This window comes from Acutalibacter sp. 1XD8-36 (assembly GCF_009917525.1).
Taxonomy (GTDB): Bacteria; Bacillota; Clostridia; order Oscillospirales; family Acutalibacteraceae; genus Acutalibacter.
Genome location: NZ_QZDU01000007.1, coordinates 57,756 through 74,354, shown reverse-complemented (window position 1 = coordinate 74,354; position 16,599 = coordinate 57,756). Strand labels below are relative to the sequence as shown.

General features: G+C 54.4%; 12 protein-coding genes. 1 reads left to right on the top strand and 11 read right to left on the bottom strand.

All coding sequences use genetic code 11. The features are described 5' to 3' along the window. The 11 genes from D5270_RS11655 to D5270_RS11605 form a co-directional block, all read right to left on the bottom strand. Complete coding sequence (locus D5270_RS11655; protein ID WP_243150342.1) at positions 1 to 876, bottom strand: carbohydrate ABC transporter permease; 876 nt, start codon at positions 874 to 876, stop codon at positions 1 to 3. A 145-nt stretch (positions 877 to 1,021) separates the two neighbouring features. Further along, positions 1,022 to 2,278, bottom strand: a complete 1,257-nt coding sequence (locus D5270_RS11650) for an ABC transporter substrate-binding protein (RefSeq protein ID WP_166544262.1) — start codon at positions 2,276 to 2,278, stop codon at positions 1,022 to 1,024. A 206-nt stretch (positions 2,279 to 2,484) separates the two neighbouring features. Further along, positions 2,485 to 4,041, bottom strand: a complete 1,557-nt coding sequence (locus D5270_RS11645) for a response regulator transcription factor (RefSeq protein WP_166544261.1) — start codon at positions 4,039 to 4,041, stop codon at positions 2,485 to 2,487. Beyond that, complete coding sequence (locus D5270_RS11640) at positions 4,038 to 5,810, bottom strand: cache domain-containing sensor histidine kinase (RefSeq protein ID WP_166544260.1); 1,773 nt, start codon at positions 5,808 to 5,810, stop codon at positions 4,038 to 4,040. The genes D5270_RS11645 and D5270_RS11640 overlap by 4 nt, the downstream gene beginning before the upstream one ends. A 65-nt stretch (positions 5,811 to 5,875) precedes the next feature. Next, positions 5,876 to 6,865 carry a Gfo/Idh/MocA family protein gene (locus tag D5270_RS11635; RefSeq protein WP_166544259.1) on the bottom strand — a complete coding sequence of 330 codons (990 nt, stop codon included), beginning with the start codon at positions 6,863 to 6,865 and terminating at the stop codon, positions 5,876 to 5,878. 317 nt (positions 6,866 to 7,182) lie between these two features. Beyond that, complete coding sequence (gene rbsK, locus D5270_RS11630; protein WP_166544258.1) at positions 7,183 to 8,109, bottom strand: ribokinase; 927 nt, start codon at positions 8,107 to 8,109, stop codon at positions 7,183 to 7,185. A 3-nt stretch (positions 8,110 to 8,112) separates the two neighbouring features. Further along, a complete protein-coding gene (locus D5270_RS11625) occupies positions 8,113 to 10,239 on the bottom strand; it encodes an ADP-ribosylglycohydrolase family protein (protein WP_166544257.1) in 2,127 nt (708 codons plus the stop codon). A gap of 35 nt (positions 10,240 to 10,274) precedes the next feature. Continuing rightward, a complete protein-coding gene (locus D5270_RS11620) occupies positions 10,275 to 11,111 on the bottom strand; it encodes a carbohydrate ABC transporter permease (protein WP_166544256.1) in 837 nt (278 codons plus the stop codon). A 14-nt stretch (positions 11,112 to 11,125) separates the two neighbouring features. Continuing rightward, a complete protein-coding gene (locus D5270_RS11615; RefSeq protein WP_166544255.1) occupies positions 11,126 to 12,034 on the bottom strand; it encodes a carbohydrate ABC transporter permease in 909 nt (302 codons plus the stop codon). A 68-nt stretch (positions 12,035 to 12,102) separates the two neighbouring features. Next, positions 12,103 to 13,422 (bottom strand): ABC transporter substrate-binding protein, encoded by a 1,320-nt coding sequence (locus D5270_RS11610; protein WP_166544254.1) that lies wholly within the window; start codon positions 13,420 to 13,422, stop codon positions 12,103 to 12,105. Then, positions 13,422 to 15,383 (bottom strand): PfkB family carbohydrate kinase, encoded by a 1,962-nt coding sequence (locus D5270_RS11605; RefSeq protein ID WP_166544253.1) that lies wholly within the window; start codon positions 15,381 to 15,383, stop codon positions 13,422 to 13,424. The genes D5270_RS11610 and D5270_RS11605 overlap by 1 nt, the downstream gene beginning before the upstream one ends. A gap of 295 nt (positions 15,384 to 15,678) precedes the next feature. Between D5270_RS11605 and D5270_RS11600 the strand changes: the two genes are divergently transcribed. After that, positions 15,679 to 16,509, top strand: a complete 831-nt coding sequence (locus D5270_RS11600) for an HAD family hydrolase (RefSeq protein WP_166544252.1) — start codon at positions 15,679 to 15,681, stop codon at positions 16,507 to 16,509. The last annotated feature ends 90 nt before the right edge of the window (positions 16,510 to 16,599 follow it).

Below are 16,599 nucleotides of genomic sequence, written 5' to 3'. Positions count from 1 at the left end.
TCAGTCCGACCTCCTTCCGGCAGTTTCCCTTACAGCTGACAGAGAGAATATAATTAGGAAAAGCACTACCGCCGCCGCGCTGCCGTACCCCATGTCCATATAGCTGAAGGACTGCTGATACAGGAAGGTCACCAGCGTGCTGGTGGCTCCCGAAGGGGAACCCAGAGGCGACTGCTTGGACATGGCGGCTATCTGGTCAAATATTTGGAAGGCGTTTATCATGCCGAAGGTCAGCACCAAATAGGTGGTGTTCTTTATCATGGGCACCGTTATCTTTGTCAGCCGCTGCCAGGCGTTGGCGCCGTCCACCTTTGCCGCTTCGTACAGCTCCATGGGCACCTCCTGCAGCGCTCCAATAAATATCACCATATAGAAGCCCACCTGCTGCCAGACGTAAACAATCATCAGGAAGGCCATGGCATACTTGGTGCTGGCAAACCAGCTCACGTTTTCCATCCCCAATAGGGCGAAAAATGATGACGCAGGCCCGCCCTTTACGAAGAAGTACATGAAGAATATCGTCACCGCCATAGCAGATATGACGTATGGGATATAACAGCTTGAGCGGTAAAATCCCTTTAACCGTATGGGCCCGTTTAGCAGTACCGCAATGGCAAATGACAGTATTGTCTGCAAAGGCACGACTATAGCCACCATCAGAAAGCTGTGGCCCATGGCCGTGAAGAACTTTGGGTCCTGGAACAGACGGACGTAGTTAGCCAGGCCTATGAAGGTGTTTGTCTCAGGCGTGGCATAGTTATACTGGAAAAAGCTTATGGAGATTGCCTTTAGGGCCGGGTACAGAAACCATATCAGCCAAAACAGCACTGCCGGCAGCACAAATATCCAGCCTGCAACCGCCTCCTGCCTTCTCATTTTACTAGTTTTCTTTTTCTTACCTCCTGTGTTATCAGCCGTCATCTTTATATAAGCCCCTTTCTTATATATGGAATCTCCCCACCGGACGCAGCCGGCAGGGAGACCACACCACATCTTTTGAACCCTTTACATGATTCAAATTTTATTCGCCATATTCCTCCTGCAGTTCCTTCACAATCTGAGAACCGGTTACAGTGGAATCCGAGTTGAAAAGAGCCTCTTCCATCTTGGATATAAGGGCGTCGGCAAACTTCTTTCCGGCAGGGGGATAACCGAAGCCGTTGGACTTGGATACCGCGTCGACCAAGCCGGCAAGCTCTGGCTGCCTCTCTTTAAACGTATCAAACAAGTCGGAGTTGACGGGGATATAGCCTATATCAATCAGTGCTTCGTCATGGCTGTCATTCATCATATAGTTAATTGCCATGGCTGCTTCCTTTTCATGGGCGCCACCCTTGAGCAGCGCGTAGCACGGCGCATGGAATGTACCGGAAACGTCGTCCTTGCCCTCGGCATGGGGAATGGTCAGGTACTTCACCTCCACATCGGGAGCGTTTTTCTTAAAGTCGTTTACATACCAGGTGCCGCCGGTGGACATTGCTGCATCGCCTGACATAACTACATTGCCGTCGTAGCCGACGCCCAGTTCCTTGGGCGTTACCACATAGCCCTGGTGGTAGGCGTTAATTATGAACTGTAATGCCGCCGCATTCTCGGGAGTGTCTATGGTCTTGCCCAGTCCCCAGCCGCCGCCAAAGGACAGGCAATACTGTGTGAAGTGGAACTCCTGGGTGTTGAAGCAGAGCCCTGTCATACCAAGCTCGTCCTTAAAGACCCTGCATACGTCCAGCACATCATCCCAAGTCTCGGGAAAATCTGCCTCTGTGAGCCCGGCCTCGTTCCATAGGTCCATGTTCACCGCGAACACCGCGGGAGTCTGATAGAAGGGAATGCCGTAAACCTCTCCGTCTATGGTCCAGATATCTTTCACATTATCGCCTATACTATCCCAGCAGGTTATGGTGCCGTCGTCAATATATTTGCTTATTGGAATAATCAGCCCATCGTTGATATACGGCAGATACAGCTCGTTGCTTAGGGCGATAAACTCAGGCGCCGTCTTTGCGGCAATCTGAGCTGGCAGGTTATCCCAGAAGGCAGCGTCGGTAGGGTACTTCTGAAACTCCACCTTTACGCCAATGGCCTCCTCCATGCCCACAGTACCCGGCTCGTGCTCATCTGCAAAGTTTCCCCAGCCGCCCATGCGGATGGTAACTGTATCGCCGGTGGAAGCCTGGCTTTCATCCGCGGCGCCGGAGATGCTGCTATTGTCCGTGCCGCTGGATGGAGTTGAGGACTCTTTTCCGTCCTGTCCGCAGGCAGCCAATGCTGAGACCATCAATAATGCCAATAACAATGCTAATACTTTTTTCATTTTCTTTACCTCGATTCAATATTTTTTATTCGAGCCTGTCCCTTGTGTCACCTCCATCTGCCGGATTTTTTCCATATCCCATGGTAGTTATAGTATAATGTAACTATGGCATTTATTTCAATAAACCTCATTGCTGCTTTTTTATAGATATTGACCAACATAAGATATGCCTAGTGCCTCAGCCCATTGCGGTACTCCACCGGCGTGCAGTTCATTATCTTCTTGAACACAATATTGAAATGCGTGGAGCTGTTGAATCCGGTGAGCTCTGCAATCTCGTAAATTTTCAGGTGGAAGTCGCTGAGATATTCCTTAGCCTTTTCAATGCGTATGTTGTGCATATAATGCTGCACGGATATTCCTAGCTTTTTCTGGAACAGGCGGCAAAGGTAAGATTTGCTTATCATCAGGTAGTCAGCTATCTCCCCCAGGGAGATGTCCCCACGGCTTAGGTTCTGCTGAATATACTCCTCTGCCGCGCGTATAAGATAGTGATTCTGGCCCCCGTCGTCAGACTGCAGCTCCTTCTGGAACTCCTGAAAAAATTCTTCGGTCTCTGCCAGGCTGCCGCAGTTTTGAAGCTTCCGCACAGAGGCCTCGGCTGTCTTGCCCTCCTGTACCAGCACAGCCTCCACCGCCTCCCTAAGGAACCGGTGGACTCCGTCTACATCAAGATTACCGCTCCCATGCCGCCGCAGCCACTGCAGCGCCTCGTGCAGGCCGGCGAAAAGCTGTGGATAGTTTTTCTGGGACGCGGCGTCTTTGGCAGCCTGGGCAAGCCTGCTGAAGCCCGGGTCATTCATAGTATCCCCGGCGCTGCGGATTTCCTGTATTACTGTCTCCCCAGGGCGCAGGTAGTGGAGCTTCTGTGAATATACCGCCTGCCCAAAGGCCTTAGGCAGGGCTGAGAAGCTCTGTATCACACCGCTAACACCAAACTGCACCTCTACATTCAGGTAGTTTTTCAGCACAGACGCCATCTGCTCCAGCAGTGAGAAAACCTCCTCCCTCCTGGGCTCGCCGCTGAGCAGTAGCACATACTGGTTTTCCTTGAGCACGAACAGCTCCAGCTCTGTTGTCCGCTGCCTCAGCACCTCCTTTGACAGGTTTACCACCCCATGCTCCAGGGTAAACGGATAACCCTCGTCATACCGCTGTATCACCTGCTGATAGTGGGTAACGGCAAACACCACGCAGTACAACTCCTTCTCCTGGACTGCCAGCCAGCGCACCTGAGAGGCGTGTTCACTGGCGCCGCTTCGACCGGCAATAAGCCGCTTTAAGCTGGCATATTTGTCAGAGTAGCTCTCCCAGTTTCCGGGCTGCTCGCCGGTCACGCTCCGCTCCTGCAGTGACCGGCATATTTCATCCAGTACACTTAGAAGGTTATCGCTGTTTATTTCGCTTTTGCGCAGGTAGTCGCACGCTCCGTTTTTCATGGCCTCCTTCACCAGGTGGAAATCATCGTGGCAGCTGAGGATAACCGCTTTCGTGCGTACTCCCGCCTGCTGCATAAGCTTCAGGACCTCTATGCCGTCCATTACAGGCATACTGATATCCAAAAACACAATGTCCGGCTGCTCACGCTGTATCATCTCCCAGCCAGCCTGGCCGTTGTCCGCCTCGCCCACCACCTCATATCCGTGCTGGGTCCATCCCACTGAGGAGCAGATTCCCAGGCGTATCAGGCTGTCGTCATCAATCACCGCAATTCTAATCCTATTCATTGCTCCTCCTTACAGGCCCGGGCCGGTATCTCTACCAGCACCCGGGTGTATTCCCCCATCCTGCTGTCAATACTGATACCGTACTGGCTGCCGAAGGTATACTGTATCCTTGTGTGCACATTATATAGGCCAATCTTATTAAAGGACATGGAATTAGCCGGGTACTCTGACTCCAGCGCCCTGCGGGCCTGCTCCTCAGTCATACCCTTCCCGTTGTCTTTCACCTCATACAATATCCTATCCCCCTCCCTTCGTATATCAATGGAGATTGCCGCATCCTTGTTGGGCTGCTTGAACTCGCTGAAGCCGTGGCAGATAGCGTTTTCCACAATAGGCTGTAGAAGGAAGCGCAGTGTCCCGCAGTCCTCTGTGTCCGGCCCCATTCTGATATCTGTCTGTATCTTGTCGAAATACTTTAGGTTTATCAGGTTTAGGTAGTCCCGGATAAACAGCACCTCATCTCGGATAGACACGATGTCGCTGCCGCTTTTGGATGAGAATTGCATTAGCTTTATCAGTGAATCCAGAGCCGTCACCATGCGCTTTGAGCCCTGCATCTCCGCCATCCACTTAATGGAGCTCAGGGTGTTGTACACAAAATGTGGGTTTATCTGAAACTGCAGGGCCAGAAGCTCGGTTTTCCTCAGCCTTGTCTGGGTCTCATAGTTGTGCATAGTCAGGTGGTTTATCTCGTCTATCATGCTGTTGTAGCTGTTGGACAGTCCCCTTACCTCTACCTGGTTTTCATGAAAATCCTCGCCGTTTTTCTGGGCCTCAAACCAGCGCAGCTTTGTGTACAGCTCCTGCAGCGGGCGGGTTATGGCTTTGGAAAGGAAGTGGGCCATAACCACCGCCAGCCCGATAAGCAGCAGGGCTAAAACGACGGAGATATACGGCATGGCTGCTATCTCCCGGTTCAGCTTACTGCGCATAATCAGCCGTACCCCCTTCCATCCGGGGTTTGAGGACTCCGATACCAATATATCGCAAAGGGCCCCATCTACCCGGGCCGTAGTGACTCCCCCGCTTAGCTGGGGCATAAAGAAGGTTGTGCCCACCTCTCTCCGTATATCGCTGCACACCACCTGTGCCCGGCTGTCCAATAGGTAAAACCGCTCCTGTGGGTCGGCTTGGCGCTGGGGCCAGAGCTTTTCAAGGTCCTGCACATTGACGTTTATCAGGATGACTCCCAGCAGCTGGGAACTTCTGGGCGAGTGAAGGCTCCGCCCAAGGGTCACACAGTATTCCTTCTCCTGGGCAGACTCCGGAAGGATTAGCTCGTTCTCGTGCACGCCAATAAGCGTGAGGGCCCCCTCATTATCCACTATCTGCCGGTACCAGTCCTCGGCTTTTACATCGTAGCCGGGATTTATTGTGCGCTTGGTGCAGTAGTAGAACATATCGCTGTTTTCAGGAAACACTGCGATGGTGTCTATCCTGTTATCCAGATAGTAGCCGTTGCGGTAAAGGGCGTCTTCTATTTTCTGCTTGTCCTGATAGTTCAGCACCTTGGCCTTTGGCCCGGAATAGGTGCGCTCCAGGGCCTCTGTAAGCTGCCCATTCATCAGCATGGAGTCGGATATCTTCTCCAGGGAGAGGAAAAAGCTGTCCATAACGTATATTGTCTGGCTGTTATGCTGCAGCTTGCTCTGCCGGATGTCAGACAGCAGTATTTGCTTGAAATAGCCGTAGCAGAAGCTACCCAGTAAAAGGATTGGCAGCACGGCAATGCCAATCATTGTCAGCATCAGTTTCTTCTTCAAAGACATATTCAGCCATCCTTTCCGGAAAACATCCAGGCTTAAAATTGGTATTCCCAGCCTTCACGCTGTACCTAACCCTTGAGGCTGACCAGCTTCCCTGTCTCAGCCGACTGAAGTGCCGCCTCCACAGCCTTCAGGACCCGTCGCACCTGCCAGGGCTGCACAGAAAGCCTTCCGCTGAGGTCCATAACATCCCGCAGGTTGCCGTAGTATGCTGCCAAAGGGCCGGCTGTCTCCTCCGGCTCCGGTGGCAGAAGCTCCCCTTCACCTGTCTCTGTACCGGGCTCCAGCGGGATTACCCTGCCCTCCCCTGCTGTGCCTCCCAGGAAGGCTGCCGCCTTGTTACCAAGTACCGTCCAGCGGGGGGATACCTGCGGGGAGCGGCGGTCAAGCTCTATCTGCACTACGCCTCCGCTCTCCAGATTGAAGCTCAAAAAACAGTAATCGTCTGTGCCAGCCGGACCCATACTGCATGTTCTGCAAAACACTCCGGTAAAGTCGTCGTAGCCCAGCAGCCACATAAGCTGGTCGATAACATGTATTCCCCAGCTGAATAAAATGCCGCCATCTTCAGAGCCGTCAGGCCAGCCATACTTGTCCCCACAGCTATGCAGCCGGACCTGTATGGAATAAACCTTCCCCATCCTGCCGGTATTCAGCAGCTTTTTTACCGTGCAAAAATCTCCGTCCAGACGGTGGCTCTGGCAGACTGCTAATACCCTGTCGCTCCGCCCTACGGCTGCAATTATCCGGTCCAGGTCCCAGGCGCTCAGCGCGGCAGGTGCCGCACAGGCCACATGCTTCCCGGCCCTGGCTGCCGCCGCACACAGCTCCTTATGGCGGCTGACCGGCGCTGAAATCAGCACAGTGTTTATTTCTCTGCACCCCAGCAGTGCCTTTAAAGAGCCGAACCTGCGGATACCGTTTGCCTTTGCAGCATCCTGGCGGGCCGGGTCAATATCATAGGCCCCTATTACAGTAACTCCCTCTACCTTCTCAGCCTGTTTATGGTGCAGCTCCCCTGTGCTTCCATATCCGACTATTCCCAGAGTTATCCCCATATCAACACCCTCCTTTTCTCAGCCTTTTATCAAACTCTTTCATATTCTTTAGCTATATTATACATTTGCACAAAGGCATTTTCAATAAATATGATTACCAATTATCATGATATAATCAACAATTTGGCGGTCCATAGGCAGGCTTTGCCGCTCCGAGAGAGCTGATATATCTGCCTCAGAACAAAAGGAAAAAGGGCCTGCCGCCTGCTCCTCACAGACAGCACACCCTTTTGTGCCCTTGAAAATTTCTCACCTGCTATGCGCTCCGTTGAATAAAAAACCGGCTGCAGTTTTACCCACAGCCGGTTTTGTTTTAACTATATTTTCTGAGCCAGGAACCTTTGCACCTCGTCCATATCCGGAATTGATGTCTGCGCCCCCTTGCGGGTCACTACTATCTCTGAAACGCATATGGCAAGCTCCAGCGCCTCATGCAGCTCCCGGCCCTCCGAGAGGCCGTAGGCCAGGGCTGCGGTAAAGCTGTCCCCGGCGGCGGTGGTGTCAACCGCGCGCAGGCTGGTGTTTGCGGGGAAAGAGCGGGTGCTCCCCTTACTGTCCAGCAGGAACGCCCCCTTGCTGCCAAGGGTAACCACCACGTTCTTTACCCCTCTCTCCTGCAAAAGAGCTGCGGATTCCTCAAGATGGCTCTCGGCCCCGCCGTCCCCGATAAGCATACCCAGCTCCACCTCGTTGGGCTTGATATAGTCCACACAGCCGTAGAGCTCCCGGGGTATATCCGAGCGGGCGGGGGCCGGGTCCAGTACCACCGTCTTGCCCAGCTCCTTCGCCCTTTTAGCCGAGTATACCACTGTCTCCATAGGTATCTCCATCTGGAGCAGCACTATATCCGAGGCCGCTAAAACATCGTCGTTGGCCTTAATATACGGCACATCCACCGTCCCGTTTGCCCCCTGCACCACGATAATGCTGTTGCCGCCGGAGCTGTCCACGGTGATAAATGCCGTCCCGGTGCTCTCGCCTTCGGCGCACTTCAGCCGGGACACATCCACGCCCACGCCTTTAAGGTTCTCCCGCAGCATTGAGCCCGGCCCGTCATTACCTACCGCGCCCAGCATTGTCACCGCGCCGCCCAGCTTTCCCAGGGCATAGGCCTGATTTGCCCCCTTGCCGCCGGGTATCATCTCAAAGCCGTCACAGAGAAGGGTCTCCCCTATCTGGGGCATTTTCTGCACATTTATCACATAGTCGCAATTAAGGCTGCCTATTACAAGAACTTTCTCCATGCCTCAACCATGCCCCCTTACGGACAGGCTTCCATAGAGGCAGTGGCTGCCGCCCCGCACTGACACCCCCACCGAGCCGGTGAGCAGGGGAGAGTCTGTGTCCCGGTGCTCCAGAAGCTTCACGCCGTCCACTGACACCTGTAACATGTCGCCGCAGGCAGAGACTTCAACCTTATACTCCCTGCCGGGCTCAACGGCAAACTCCCTGTCACATAGGGTGCTGTAGCCGTAATAGTTCTTGTCCAGCACCAGCCGCCCCTTGGAGAAGCCCGCCGCATAGGAGCGCATGGCCCCCTGCACCCGGACGTTCAGGAAACAGTCTTCGCCGGTCAGCGGCTTTAAGGTCCCCTCAAAGCTGTAGTCCGTCCAGTTATAGTGCCCCGTGTACATCTCACCGAAGTCGCCGCAGGACAGGCTCAGCCAGCCGTCCTCAAGATAGGTATGGCCCTTGAGCCGCGCAAACTGGTGTACGTCCTGGTGGAGGTTATGCCAGACAGCCATCCTCTCCCTGTTAAAGTCAATTTTATAGTCCGACTGTCCGTCGTAGTAGAGGTCGTCAAGATAGGCCGTGATGGGGTCCATTGCAAAGCCTTTAGCCGTGCAGGAGAGTATCACGCCGGTCTCGTCCACCCTGTCTGAAAGCCCTGCGGGTATGGTAAGGGAGAGCTCCTTCCAGCCGGGCTCAGCGGCGCTGACCTTTTCGCCCCGGAGAATCTCACCGCTTATACCCAGCTTCACATAGGGCTGGGCAAAGACCTCCACGCCGTTTTTCCCCTGCTCCAGCATAACGCTCATATGCACCGTCTGTCCCGGATAGCAGAGGGGCGAGAAGAATGGGTCGTACCTGGAGTCGTCAAAGTCCTCAGGGCCGTAGTAGGTCTGCTTATAGAAATAGTGCTCTGAGCCGGGCCTGCCGTTGAATACGGTTATTTTCAGGGAGCGGGAGCCGGTGTTGGCCTGTTCGTCTGTATTGAGTATATGGAAGCGGCTCTGGCTCCTGCCCCGGATGGCGTGGGTGCTGGCCGGGTACTCAAAGTGGCAGCTGTCTATGCGGTCATTAAGTATACCCTGCCACTCCTTTGGAGGCTCCTCACCTGCCAGCATATAGCCAAGCTTTGCGAAATAGCTTGCCCCAAAGGGCAGGTCGGTGGCGTTCAGAGAGCCGATAACGCTTGAGGAAGCCAAGAAGTCGTTTATGGGCGCGGCGTATTTCTCATAGTCTATGCCCTCTATGCCCACAAGCACGCCCATAATGCACCCGGCGTTGCCCACGTTGCAGTCGGTGTCCCAGCCGCACATATTGCAGATATTTATAGTGTCTGAATAGCTTCCCCTGCCGTAGAGCAGAGACAGGGCAATAACTCCGGCGTTGGGTATGATATGGCAGTTGCCGGGGTATTTGTCATAGCCGAAGTTGTCGTGCAGGAAGTCAAAGCAGGCCCGCCAGTTGTCGGGGTTTCTGTCGTAGAAGTCCATAACTGCCCTGACGACCTTAGTGTACTCACAGTCGGCAGGGATAAAGCCAAGGGCCTTCTCCATCACCGTGCGCACGTCCTTTTCCACGAAGGCCAGGCTCACACAGCAGGCGATGAACACGCCGCCGTACACCCCGTTGCCTCCGTGGGTAACGCTTGCGGCCTTCTCCGCCAGCTTTGCCGCCAGCTCTGGGTTGCCCGGGGCCACAAGGCCCCAGGGGTCGATAAATATCTGGCCGCCAATCTGCTCGGCCATGGTGGAGCCGTTCTGCTCTATGCTCCCGCTCCTTGGGGCCGGAATGCCGTTCCTAAGGTTGAGATAGGCGGTATGCTCTGTGGAGACCCCATAGCCTCCCCACCAGAAAAAGCCGTGCTCAAAGGGGGCGTAATTCAAAAGCGCGTTTGCAACGTCCTGGGCGTCGAACCTGCCTATATCCCCGCAGTCCTCCAGCGCCCGGATGAAGAAGAGCGGGCCGTTGCTGTCGTCGTCCGCGGCGAAGTTTTTGTAGCTGGCGGGGTAGCCGTTCAGCTCCCCGAAGGTGTTCCTTATCATCTCATAGGACCAGCCCTCAATAGGCGCGCCCAGGCGTATCCCGATGACCTTCCCAAGCCATCCGGCGTATACCCGCCTAAGATAATCCTGAGGTATTTTCATGATATTGCTCCTTTCTCTTAAAAATGTTTATTGTTTTACTCCTTCAGTCCGCTCATAACTATTCCCTGGACAAAGTATTTCTGTGCGAAGATATACAGTATCAGCACCGGCACCATAGTTATCAGCGCCCCCGCCATCATCTGGTTCCACTGGGTCACATATGTGCCCTGGAACTTGGCAAGGCCCATTGACAGCGTCCAGAGGGAGTCGTCGTTCAGGAATATCAGCGGACGCTGGAAGTCGTTCCAGGTGTTCATGAAGGTGAACACCACCAGGGTTATAATGGCGGGCTTTGAGTTCTTGATGACTATCTCCCAGAATATCCTGGGGTATCCGCAGCCGTCTATCTTGGCGGCCTCCTCCAGCTCCCTTGGGATTGTCAGGAAGAACTGGCGCAGCAGGAATGTGCCGAAGGCGTTGAATATGCCCGGGACTATCAGCGACCAGTGGGTATTTACCAGCCCCAGCAGCTTCACTATCTTGAACTGGGGTATCATGACGACCTGGAAGGGTATCATCATCGTGCCGAGGTATATAAGGAAGATGAGGTTGCGCCCCTTGAAGCGCAGGCGTGCAAAGGCATAGGCCGCCATGCTGCAGGTGACGAGCTGCCCTATAATAGTCAGCACCGAGATAAAGAAGGTGTTGGCGAAATACTTAAACCACGGCGCGGCCTGGAGCATATAGGTATAGTTCTCCCAGGCCACATACCTTGGTATCCATGTGGGCGGGGAGGCGAACATCTCCTGGGTTGTCTTCAGCGAGCTTGAAATCATCCACAGGAACGGGACCAGCATGGTAAGGGACAGTATAATAAGGATGATGTGTATGGCGGTCTTATAGACGATTTTCTTTGTTTTACCCTGATGCATGACCGTCCCCCCTTTCAAATCTCACTGTTCTTTTCGCTGACCTTCAGCTGTATGACGCTGGCAGCGAAAATGATTATGAACAGTATATAGGCCATAGCCGAGGCGTATCCCTGTTTAAAATACTGGAAGGCGTTCATATAGATAAGGTAGCACACCACCTCGGTAGCGCGCCCGGGCCCGCCGCTTGTCATAATATATATCTGGTCGAAGGCCTGGAGCGCGCCTATCATGCTTGTGAGCAGCACGAACATCATGGTGGGGCGTATCATGGGCAGGGTAATGCGGGTGAAGCGCTGAAAGGCGCTGGCGCCGTCTATCTCAGCCGCCTCATACAGGGAAGTGGATATCCCCTGGAGCCCTGCCAGCAGTATGACGCCGTTATACCCCAGGCCCTTCCATATGGTCATGATTATCACCGAGGGCATTGCCAGCTCCTCTGTCGCCAGCCAGCCGGGCTGCGGAAGCCCCAGTGCCCCTAAGACGGAGTTAATCAGTCCATAATCCTGATTATACATCCATTGCCATACCATTGCAATAGCAACATAGGAAACTATGCAGGGGATGAAGAAGGCTGAGCGGTAGAGGCTCTGGGCCTTTATCTTCTGGTTTAAAAGTATCGCCACCAGAAGGGCCAGAAAAGCCCCCAGCGGCACGGTGCCTATGGTAAAGTATACCGAGTTTAATAGCGCGTGCCCGAACTCGCCATTTTGAAACAGGTCGATATAGTTGCTGAGCCCTACGAATTTCGGGGCGGTTATGCCGTCGTAGTTTGTCAGGCTGTAGTATAGGGATACTACTACTGGCACCGCCGTAAAGACCAGAAAGCCTATTATGACAGGGGCCAGGAACACATACCCCCAAAAGGTCTCATTGGTGCCCAGCGGCTTTCTCGGTTTTCTTGCGGCATTTGCGGAATTCAACATTGAAAACCCTCCTTAAAAGCGGAGGGGGAGCCTCTCCTTTGAGCCTCCCCTCTCACATAAAAAATCCATCAGCCAGCCAGGATTTTGTTTATCTGGGATATCAGCTCCTGCTGTGTCTCCTCCGGGCTGCGCTTGCCGATGAGCATCTCGTCGATGGTCTTGCCGAGGGCGGTATTGACCTCGGTGCGGTAGACAGAGAGCTCGTCCACCAGGTCGCAGTCGTCCACAGAGGCGATGAAAGCCTCCACGTTGTCGCAGACCTTCGCGTCGCGCACTATCTGCAGCGCCTCCTCGTCGGTGCTGCCGGGCAGGGCCATGTTTGCCTTTGCCACTATCTTCTGTCCCTCGGGACCGACCAGGTACTTGAGCAGCTCCCAGGCCTCGTCCTTATGCTTGCTGGAAGCGGATATGCCCCAGTTGAGCACGCCGGCCTTTACCTTCTGGCTTTTGTTCTTGGGGAAGCGAACCACGTCCCACTCAAAGTCCAGGCCCTCCGCCTGATACTGTGGGAGCAGCCAGAGGCCCGCGGCCTGCATGGCAACCTGCTGGTTCTGGAACATAGAGTCGGCGGTCTTGCCCATAGAGGTGAGCTCTGCAGGGTTGGGGGACACCTTGTCCTCCACTACCATCTTGTAGAGGAAGTTCAGGGCGTCCAGTGCCTCGGGGGTCTCCAGGCCCTTCTGCTCGGTGCCGCTGATATCGAAGGTAACGCCGGCGGTGGCTATCCAGTTAAGGTCCTGGTCGGCCCAGTTGCCGGGATGGCGGTAGCCGTATACCTTCTTCTCAGGGTTTGTAAGCGCCTTGGCTGCCTCATAGAAATCGTCCCAGGTCCAGTCGTCAGTGGGCAGGGGCACTCCGGCATCCTCGAACATGGTCTTATTGTAGTACATGCAGTAGGGGGATATCTCCTGGGGGAAGGCGTAGAGCTTGTCCTCAAAGCGCAGAGGGGTCAGAAGGGACTCGGGGTAAACCGAGGTGTCGAAGCTGTCCCGCTCTACATACCCGTCCAGGGGCTCCAGGGCGCCCTTATTGGCGAACACGTAGGTCCACTCGTTCAGGTAGATAATGTCGGGGGCGGTGCCGGAGCCGATAAGGGTCATCAGCTTCTGGGCGCGCTCGCTGCCGATGTCAACAGGCTCCACCTTGATGTTCGGGTGCTCCTTCATGAAGCCGTCGAACTTCTCCTGGTGGATATCCAGCTCCTGGGCGCTGCCGCTTACGGCGATTTGGATGGTGACGGTCTCCCCGCTGTCCTTATTGCCGGCAGTTGAGGAGGTCTTGCCCTCATTTGAGCCTGAGCTCTGGTCGGCGCTGCCTCCTGTATTGCCGCATGCAGCCAGAGTCAGCAGCAGCGCAAGGACCAGCAGCAGTGATGTAATTTTCTTCATTAATCTCGTCCTCCTTTATTTTGTGTAGGGTCTGTATATGAGTGAACGGGTGTATCGCCCGATACCTCCTGGCCGGTATGCCCTGAGTTTATGTGAAACTCCAGGGTCGGCAGGTCTATCATCCCCGCACAGGCCCCCAGCTTCACTGTTGAGAAGCCCGCCGCGAAGTTTGCATTACGTATTGCCGTCTCCATCTGCTCGCCCCTTATCAGGCAGGCTACAAGGGCCGCGGCAAAGGCGTCGGCGGCTCCGGTGGTGTCCACCGCGCTGAAGCTGGCGGCTTTAAAGTACTGGGACCTTACACCGTCGCTCCAGTAGCATCCCCTGTTGCCCAGGGTAATTATTACATTCTTTACCCCTTTTTTTAGGAAATACCCGGCCTTGTCCTCGTAGGTGTCCCCGCCGGGGCAGAGCCGTCCTATCTCGTTCTCATTTGGCAGGAATATGAATACCTTTTGCAGCAGGCTGTCGGGAACAGAGTCTATAGCCGAGGGCTTCAGCAGTATTTTCACGTGCTCGTTATAGGCAAGCCTTGCGGCGTACTCCACCGCGTCCATGCTGACCTCCGTCTGCAAAAGGCAGAAGCTTGCTATCTGAAAGACGAAAATGTTCTGGGAAATATCGTGGGCTGTTAGCATGTCGTTGGCACCCCGGTATATGGCTATGCCTCCCTCGCCGTCCCCCTGGATGTGTATATACGCCCGGCCGGTGCTGGACTTTGAGGTGTGGGAGACCCCTTCCGTGCTCACATGCTGGTCCTTGAGATAGTTGAAGGCGTCTGCCCCGTCGTAGTCCTTGCCTATCTTCGCTATAAGATAAGCCTCAAGCCCAAGCCTTGATATGCCCACCGCCTGGTTCAGGCCCTTCCCCCCTGGCATAACCGCCACGCTCTGCACAAGGTTGGTTTCACCCATCTGGGGAAATCTCTCCAGGGATATCAGGGTGTCCACATTTACCGAGCCCACTACCACCACTTTTTTCTTCTGGAAGTCGAAGGGCATGTCCACGCTCTGGCCGTCTATCACTTTTGGCTTTGTGGCAAAGGCCGCCTCTACCGCCCTGAAGCCATCCATATCCGCCGTAAGCCTATAGCAGACGTTTGCGGAGAGCTCTTTATAGGGGAGCAGCACCGAGGTCAGCCCGGGCTGTAGATAATTGTCCCTGTCGCTGCCACGCACGCCCATGACCGAGAGGTATTTTGGCACCCGGCGGTTTTTCAGGGTGGAGACTTCATACAGGTACGCCGCCATATCCTCCGAGAAGCATACAGCCCCGGTGCTGCCCAGCAGCAGCCTTCCCGGCACCTCACCGTCCTGCTCCTCCAGCACGCATATCATACTCTCGTTGGCGGCAATGCCCCTGTTTAAGCAGGCCATCTGAAACCCCTGGAAAAAGCGGCTCTCGGGATACCCCCGCCGCCTTGCTAAGCAGAACAGCGAGTTGTGCTTTCTCTCAATAAGGTACTGGGCGGCGGTATAGCCCACCTGCCAGTAATCAATGCAGGAGTTGTTCGGCGAGGGCGGCGCGTGGGAGTCTATAAGGTGGAAGCTCATATTCCCCGCCCTTATCATCTCAAGGCAGCCCTCCATGGAGTCCTCCCTCTTGTCCCACACCAGGCCGTCGGGGTTATAGCCGCACATGGCGGTCAGGTTCCTGAACTCCTCCTCCGCGCTCCCCGAGCGGCATACAAGGGTCGAGTACCCCTCCCGCCGGAAGTCCTCCATGAGCAGCGAGCCCAGATACTCGTGGTCCTGTGAGGCGTCAAGGGCTATTGCAACCAGGAAGGTCTTCCCCTCCCGCCGCTTTGCCACGCCGGCATATGGCGTATAGTTGTACTCCTTGACTATCTTCAGGACCCTACGCCGGGTATCCTCGCTGATGTTCTGGTCCTTCTTGTTTATAACCTTTGACACTGTGGCAACCGATACTCCGGCTAGCTTGGCAATCTCTCTAATGTTCATAAGTTTTCTCTTTCCGCAGGCCGGATATTATCCTAATGAGCAGGGAAAATGTTTCGCAAACCGTTTTGGCGGCTACATTATACACAAAATCATTAACTTGTCAAGCCTACATCCTAAATTATTTTATATTTTTCTGCAAAAATACGCCTAAAAAGCTTTAAAATCAAGAAAATCTTTAGGGAAAACTGTTTCCCTGTCTGCATCGGTAAAAACCCGTTGAGCCTGCCTCAAATTTGTGCTATTATAATACTGCTATATCCGCCGTAAGCCCATATGATTCTCAGGAGGAAACATAATGATAAAAGCAGCGTTTTTTGATATTGACGGAACTCTTCTCGACCACTCCGGCGAGCGGAGCGTATTCCCAAAGTCCACAAAGGCGGCTTTAACCGCCCTGCAGCGCAGGGGGATTAAGGTCTTCATATCCACAGGCCGCTCCCCCGCCATGCTCGGCAGCGTCGGGAGGGACCTGCCTGCCGTGCGGGACCTCTTCCCCTTTGACGGCTTCTGCACCTTCAACGGACAGCTTGTTTTAGAGCGTAACGGCTCAGTTATACACCGCCTGGCCCATGACCCGCAGGAGGTGCTGAGGTTTATTACCCTTGCAAAGCAGCATGGGCTTAAATGCTTTGTACTTGAGGACGAGCTGAGCTTCCCCATAACAGACTGCCCGGAGATACGGCAGCACTATGAGTGGATGGGCGTCCCATGCCCGCCCTTTTACGACAGCTCCAGGCTTATGGAGCACCCAGTAATACAGTTTAACATATTCCTTCCGCTGGAAAAGGGCATGAAAATCCTGGCTCCGCTGGAGCATATTGAAATAACCAGCTCAGGCTTTGACGTTCTGGATATAATCCCAAAGGGCGGCGGAAAGGAGACCGGACTCAGCGCCGTGGCGAAGCATTACGGCATCCTTCAGGAGGAAACTATCGCATTTGGGGACGGCCTCAATGACGTGGGAATGCTGCGCTGGGCTGGCGTTGGGGTCGCCATGGGCAACGCACTGGACGAGGTGAAGAGGGAAGCCGACTATGTTACCACACCGGTTTCGGATGACGGGGTAAAGAACGCGTTGATTGGGCTGGGGGTGCTTGATGAGGGGGATTTTTGCCTTGAGTCTTGAAAGCTGATTTTTACTCTTTAAGAATACAAAGAAGTGACGCATTGCAGCGGCTGCAATGCGTCACTTCTTTGTTGGGCTGTATTTTGGTTT

What these genes read in the sequence shown, in the direction of transcription:
- D5270_RS11650 (WP_166544262.1), bottom strand. Translation starts at nt 2,278, where the DNA reads ATGGTCTCAGCATTGGCTGCCTGCGGACAGGACGGAAAAGAGTCCTCA.
- D5270_RS11645 (WP_166544261.1), bottom strand. Translation starts at nt 4,041, where the DNA reads ATGAATAGGATTAGAATTGCGGTGATTGATGACGACAGCCTGATACGC.
- D5270_RS11605 (WP_166544253.1), bottom strand. Translation starts at nt 15,383, where the DNA reads ATGAACATTAGAGAGATTGCCAAGCTAGCCGGAGTATCGGTTGCCACA.
- D5270_RS11655 (WP_243150342.1), bottom strand. Translation starts at nt 876, where the DNA reads ATGAGAAGGCAGGAGGCGGTTGCAGGCTGGATATTTGTGCTGCCGGCA.
- D5270_RS11615 (WP_166544255.1), bottom strand. Translation starts at nt 12,034, where the DNA reads ATGTTGAATTCCGCAAATGCCGCAAGAAAACCGAGAAAGCCGCTGGGC.
- D5270_RS11625 (WP_166544257.1), bottom strand. Translation starts at nt 10,239, where the DNA reads ATGAAAATACCTCAGGATTATCTTAGGCGGGTATACGCCGGATGGCTT.
- D5270_RS11600 (WP_166544252.1), top strand. Translation starts at nt 15,679, where the DNA reads ATGATAAAAGCAGCGTTTTTTGATATTGACGGAACTCTTCTCGACCAC.
- rbsK (WP_166544258.1), bottom strand. Translation starts at nt 8,109, where the DNA reads ATGGAGAAAGTTCTTGTAATAGGCAGCCTTAATTGCGACTATGTGATA.
- D5270_RS11610 (WP_166544254.1), bottom strand. Translation starts at nt 13,422, where the DNA reads ATGAAGAAAATTACATCACTGCTGCTGGTCCTTGCGCTGCTGCTGACT.
- D5270_RS11635 (WP_166544259.1), bottom strand. Translation starts at nt 6,865, where the DNA reads ATGGGGATAACTCTGGGAATAGTCGGATATGGAAGCACAGGGGAGCTG.
- D5270_RS11640 (WP_166544260.1), bottom strand. Translation starts at nt 5,810, where the DNA reads ATGTCTTTGAAGAAGAAACTGATGCTGACAATGATTGGCATTGCCGTG.
- D5270_RS11620 (WP_166544256.1), bottom strand. Translation starts at nt 11,111, where the DNA reads ATGCATCAGGGTAAAACAAAGAAAATCGTCTATAAGACCGCCATACAC.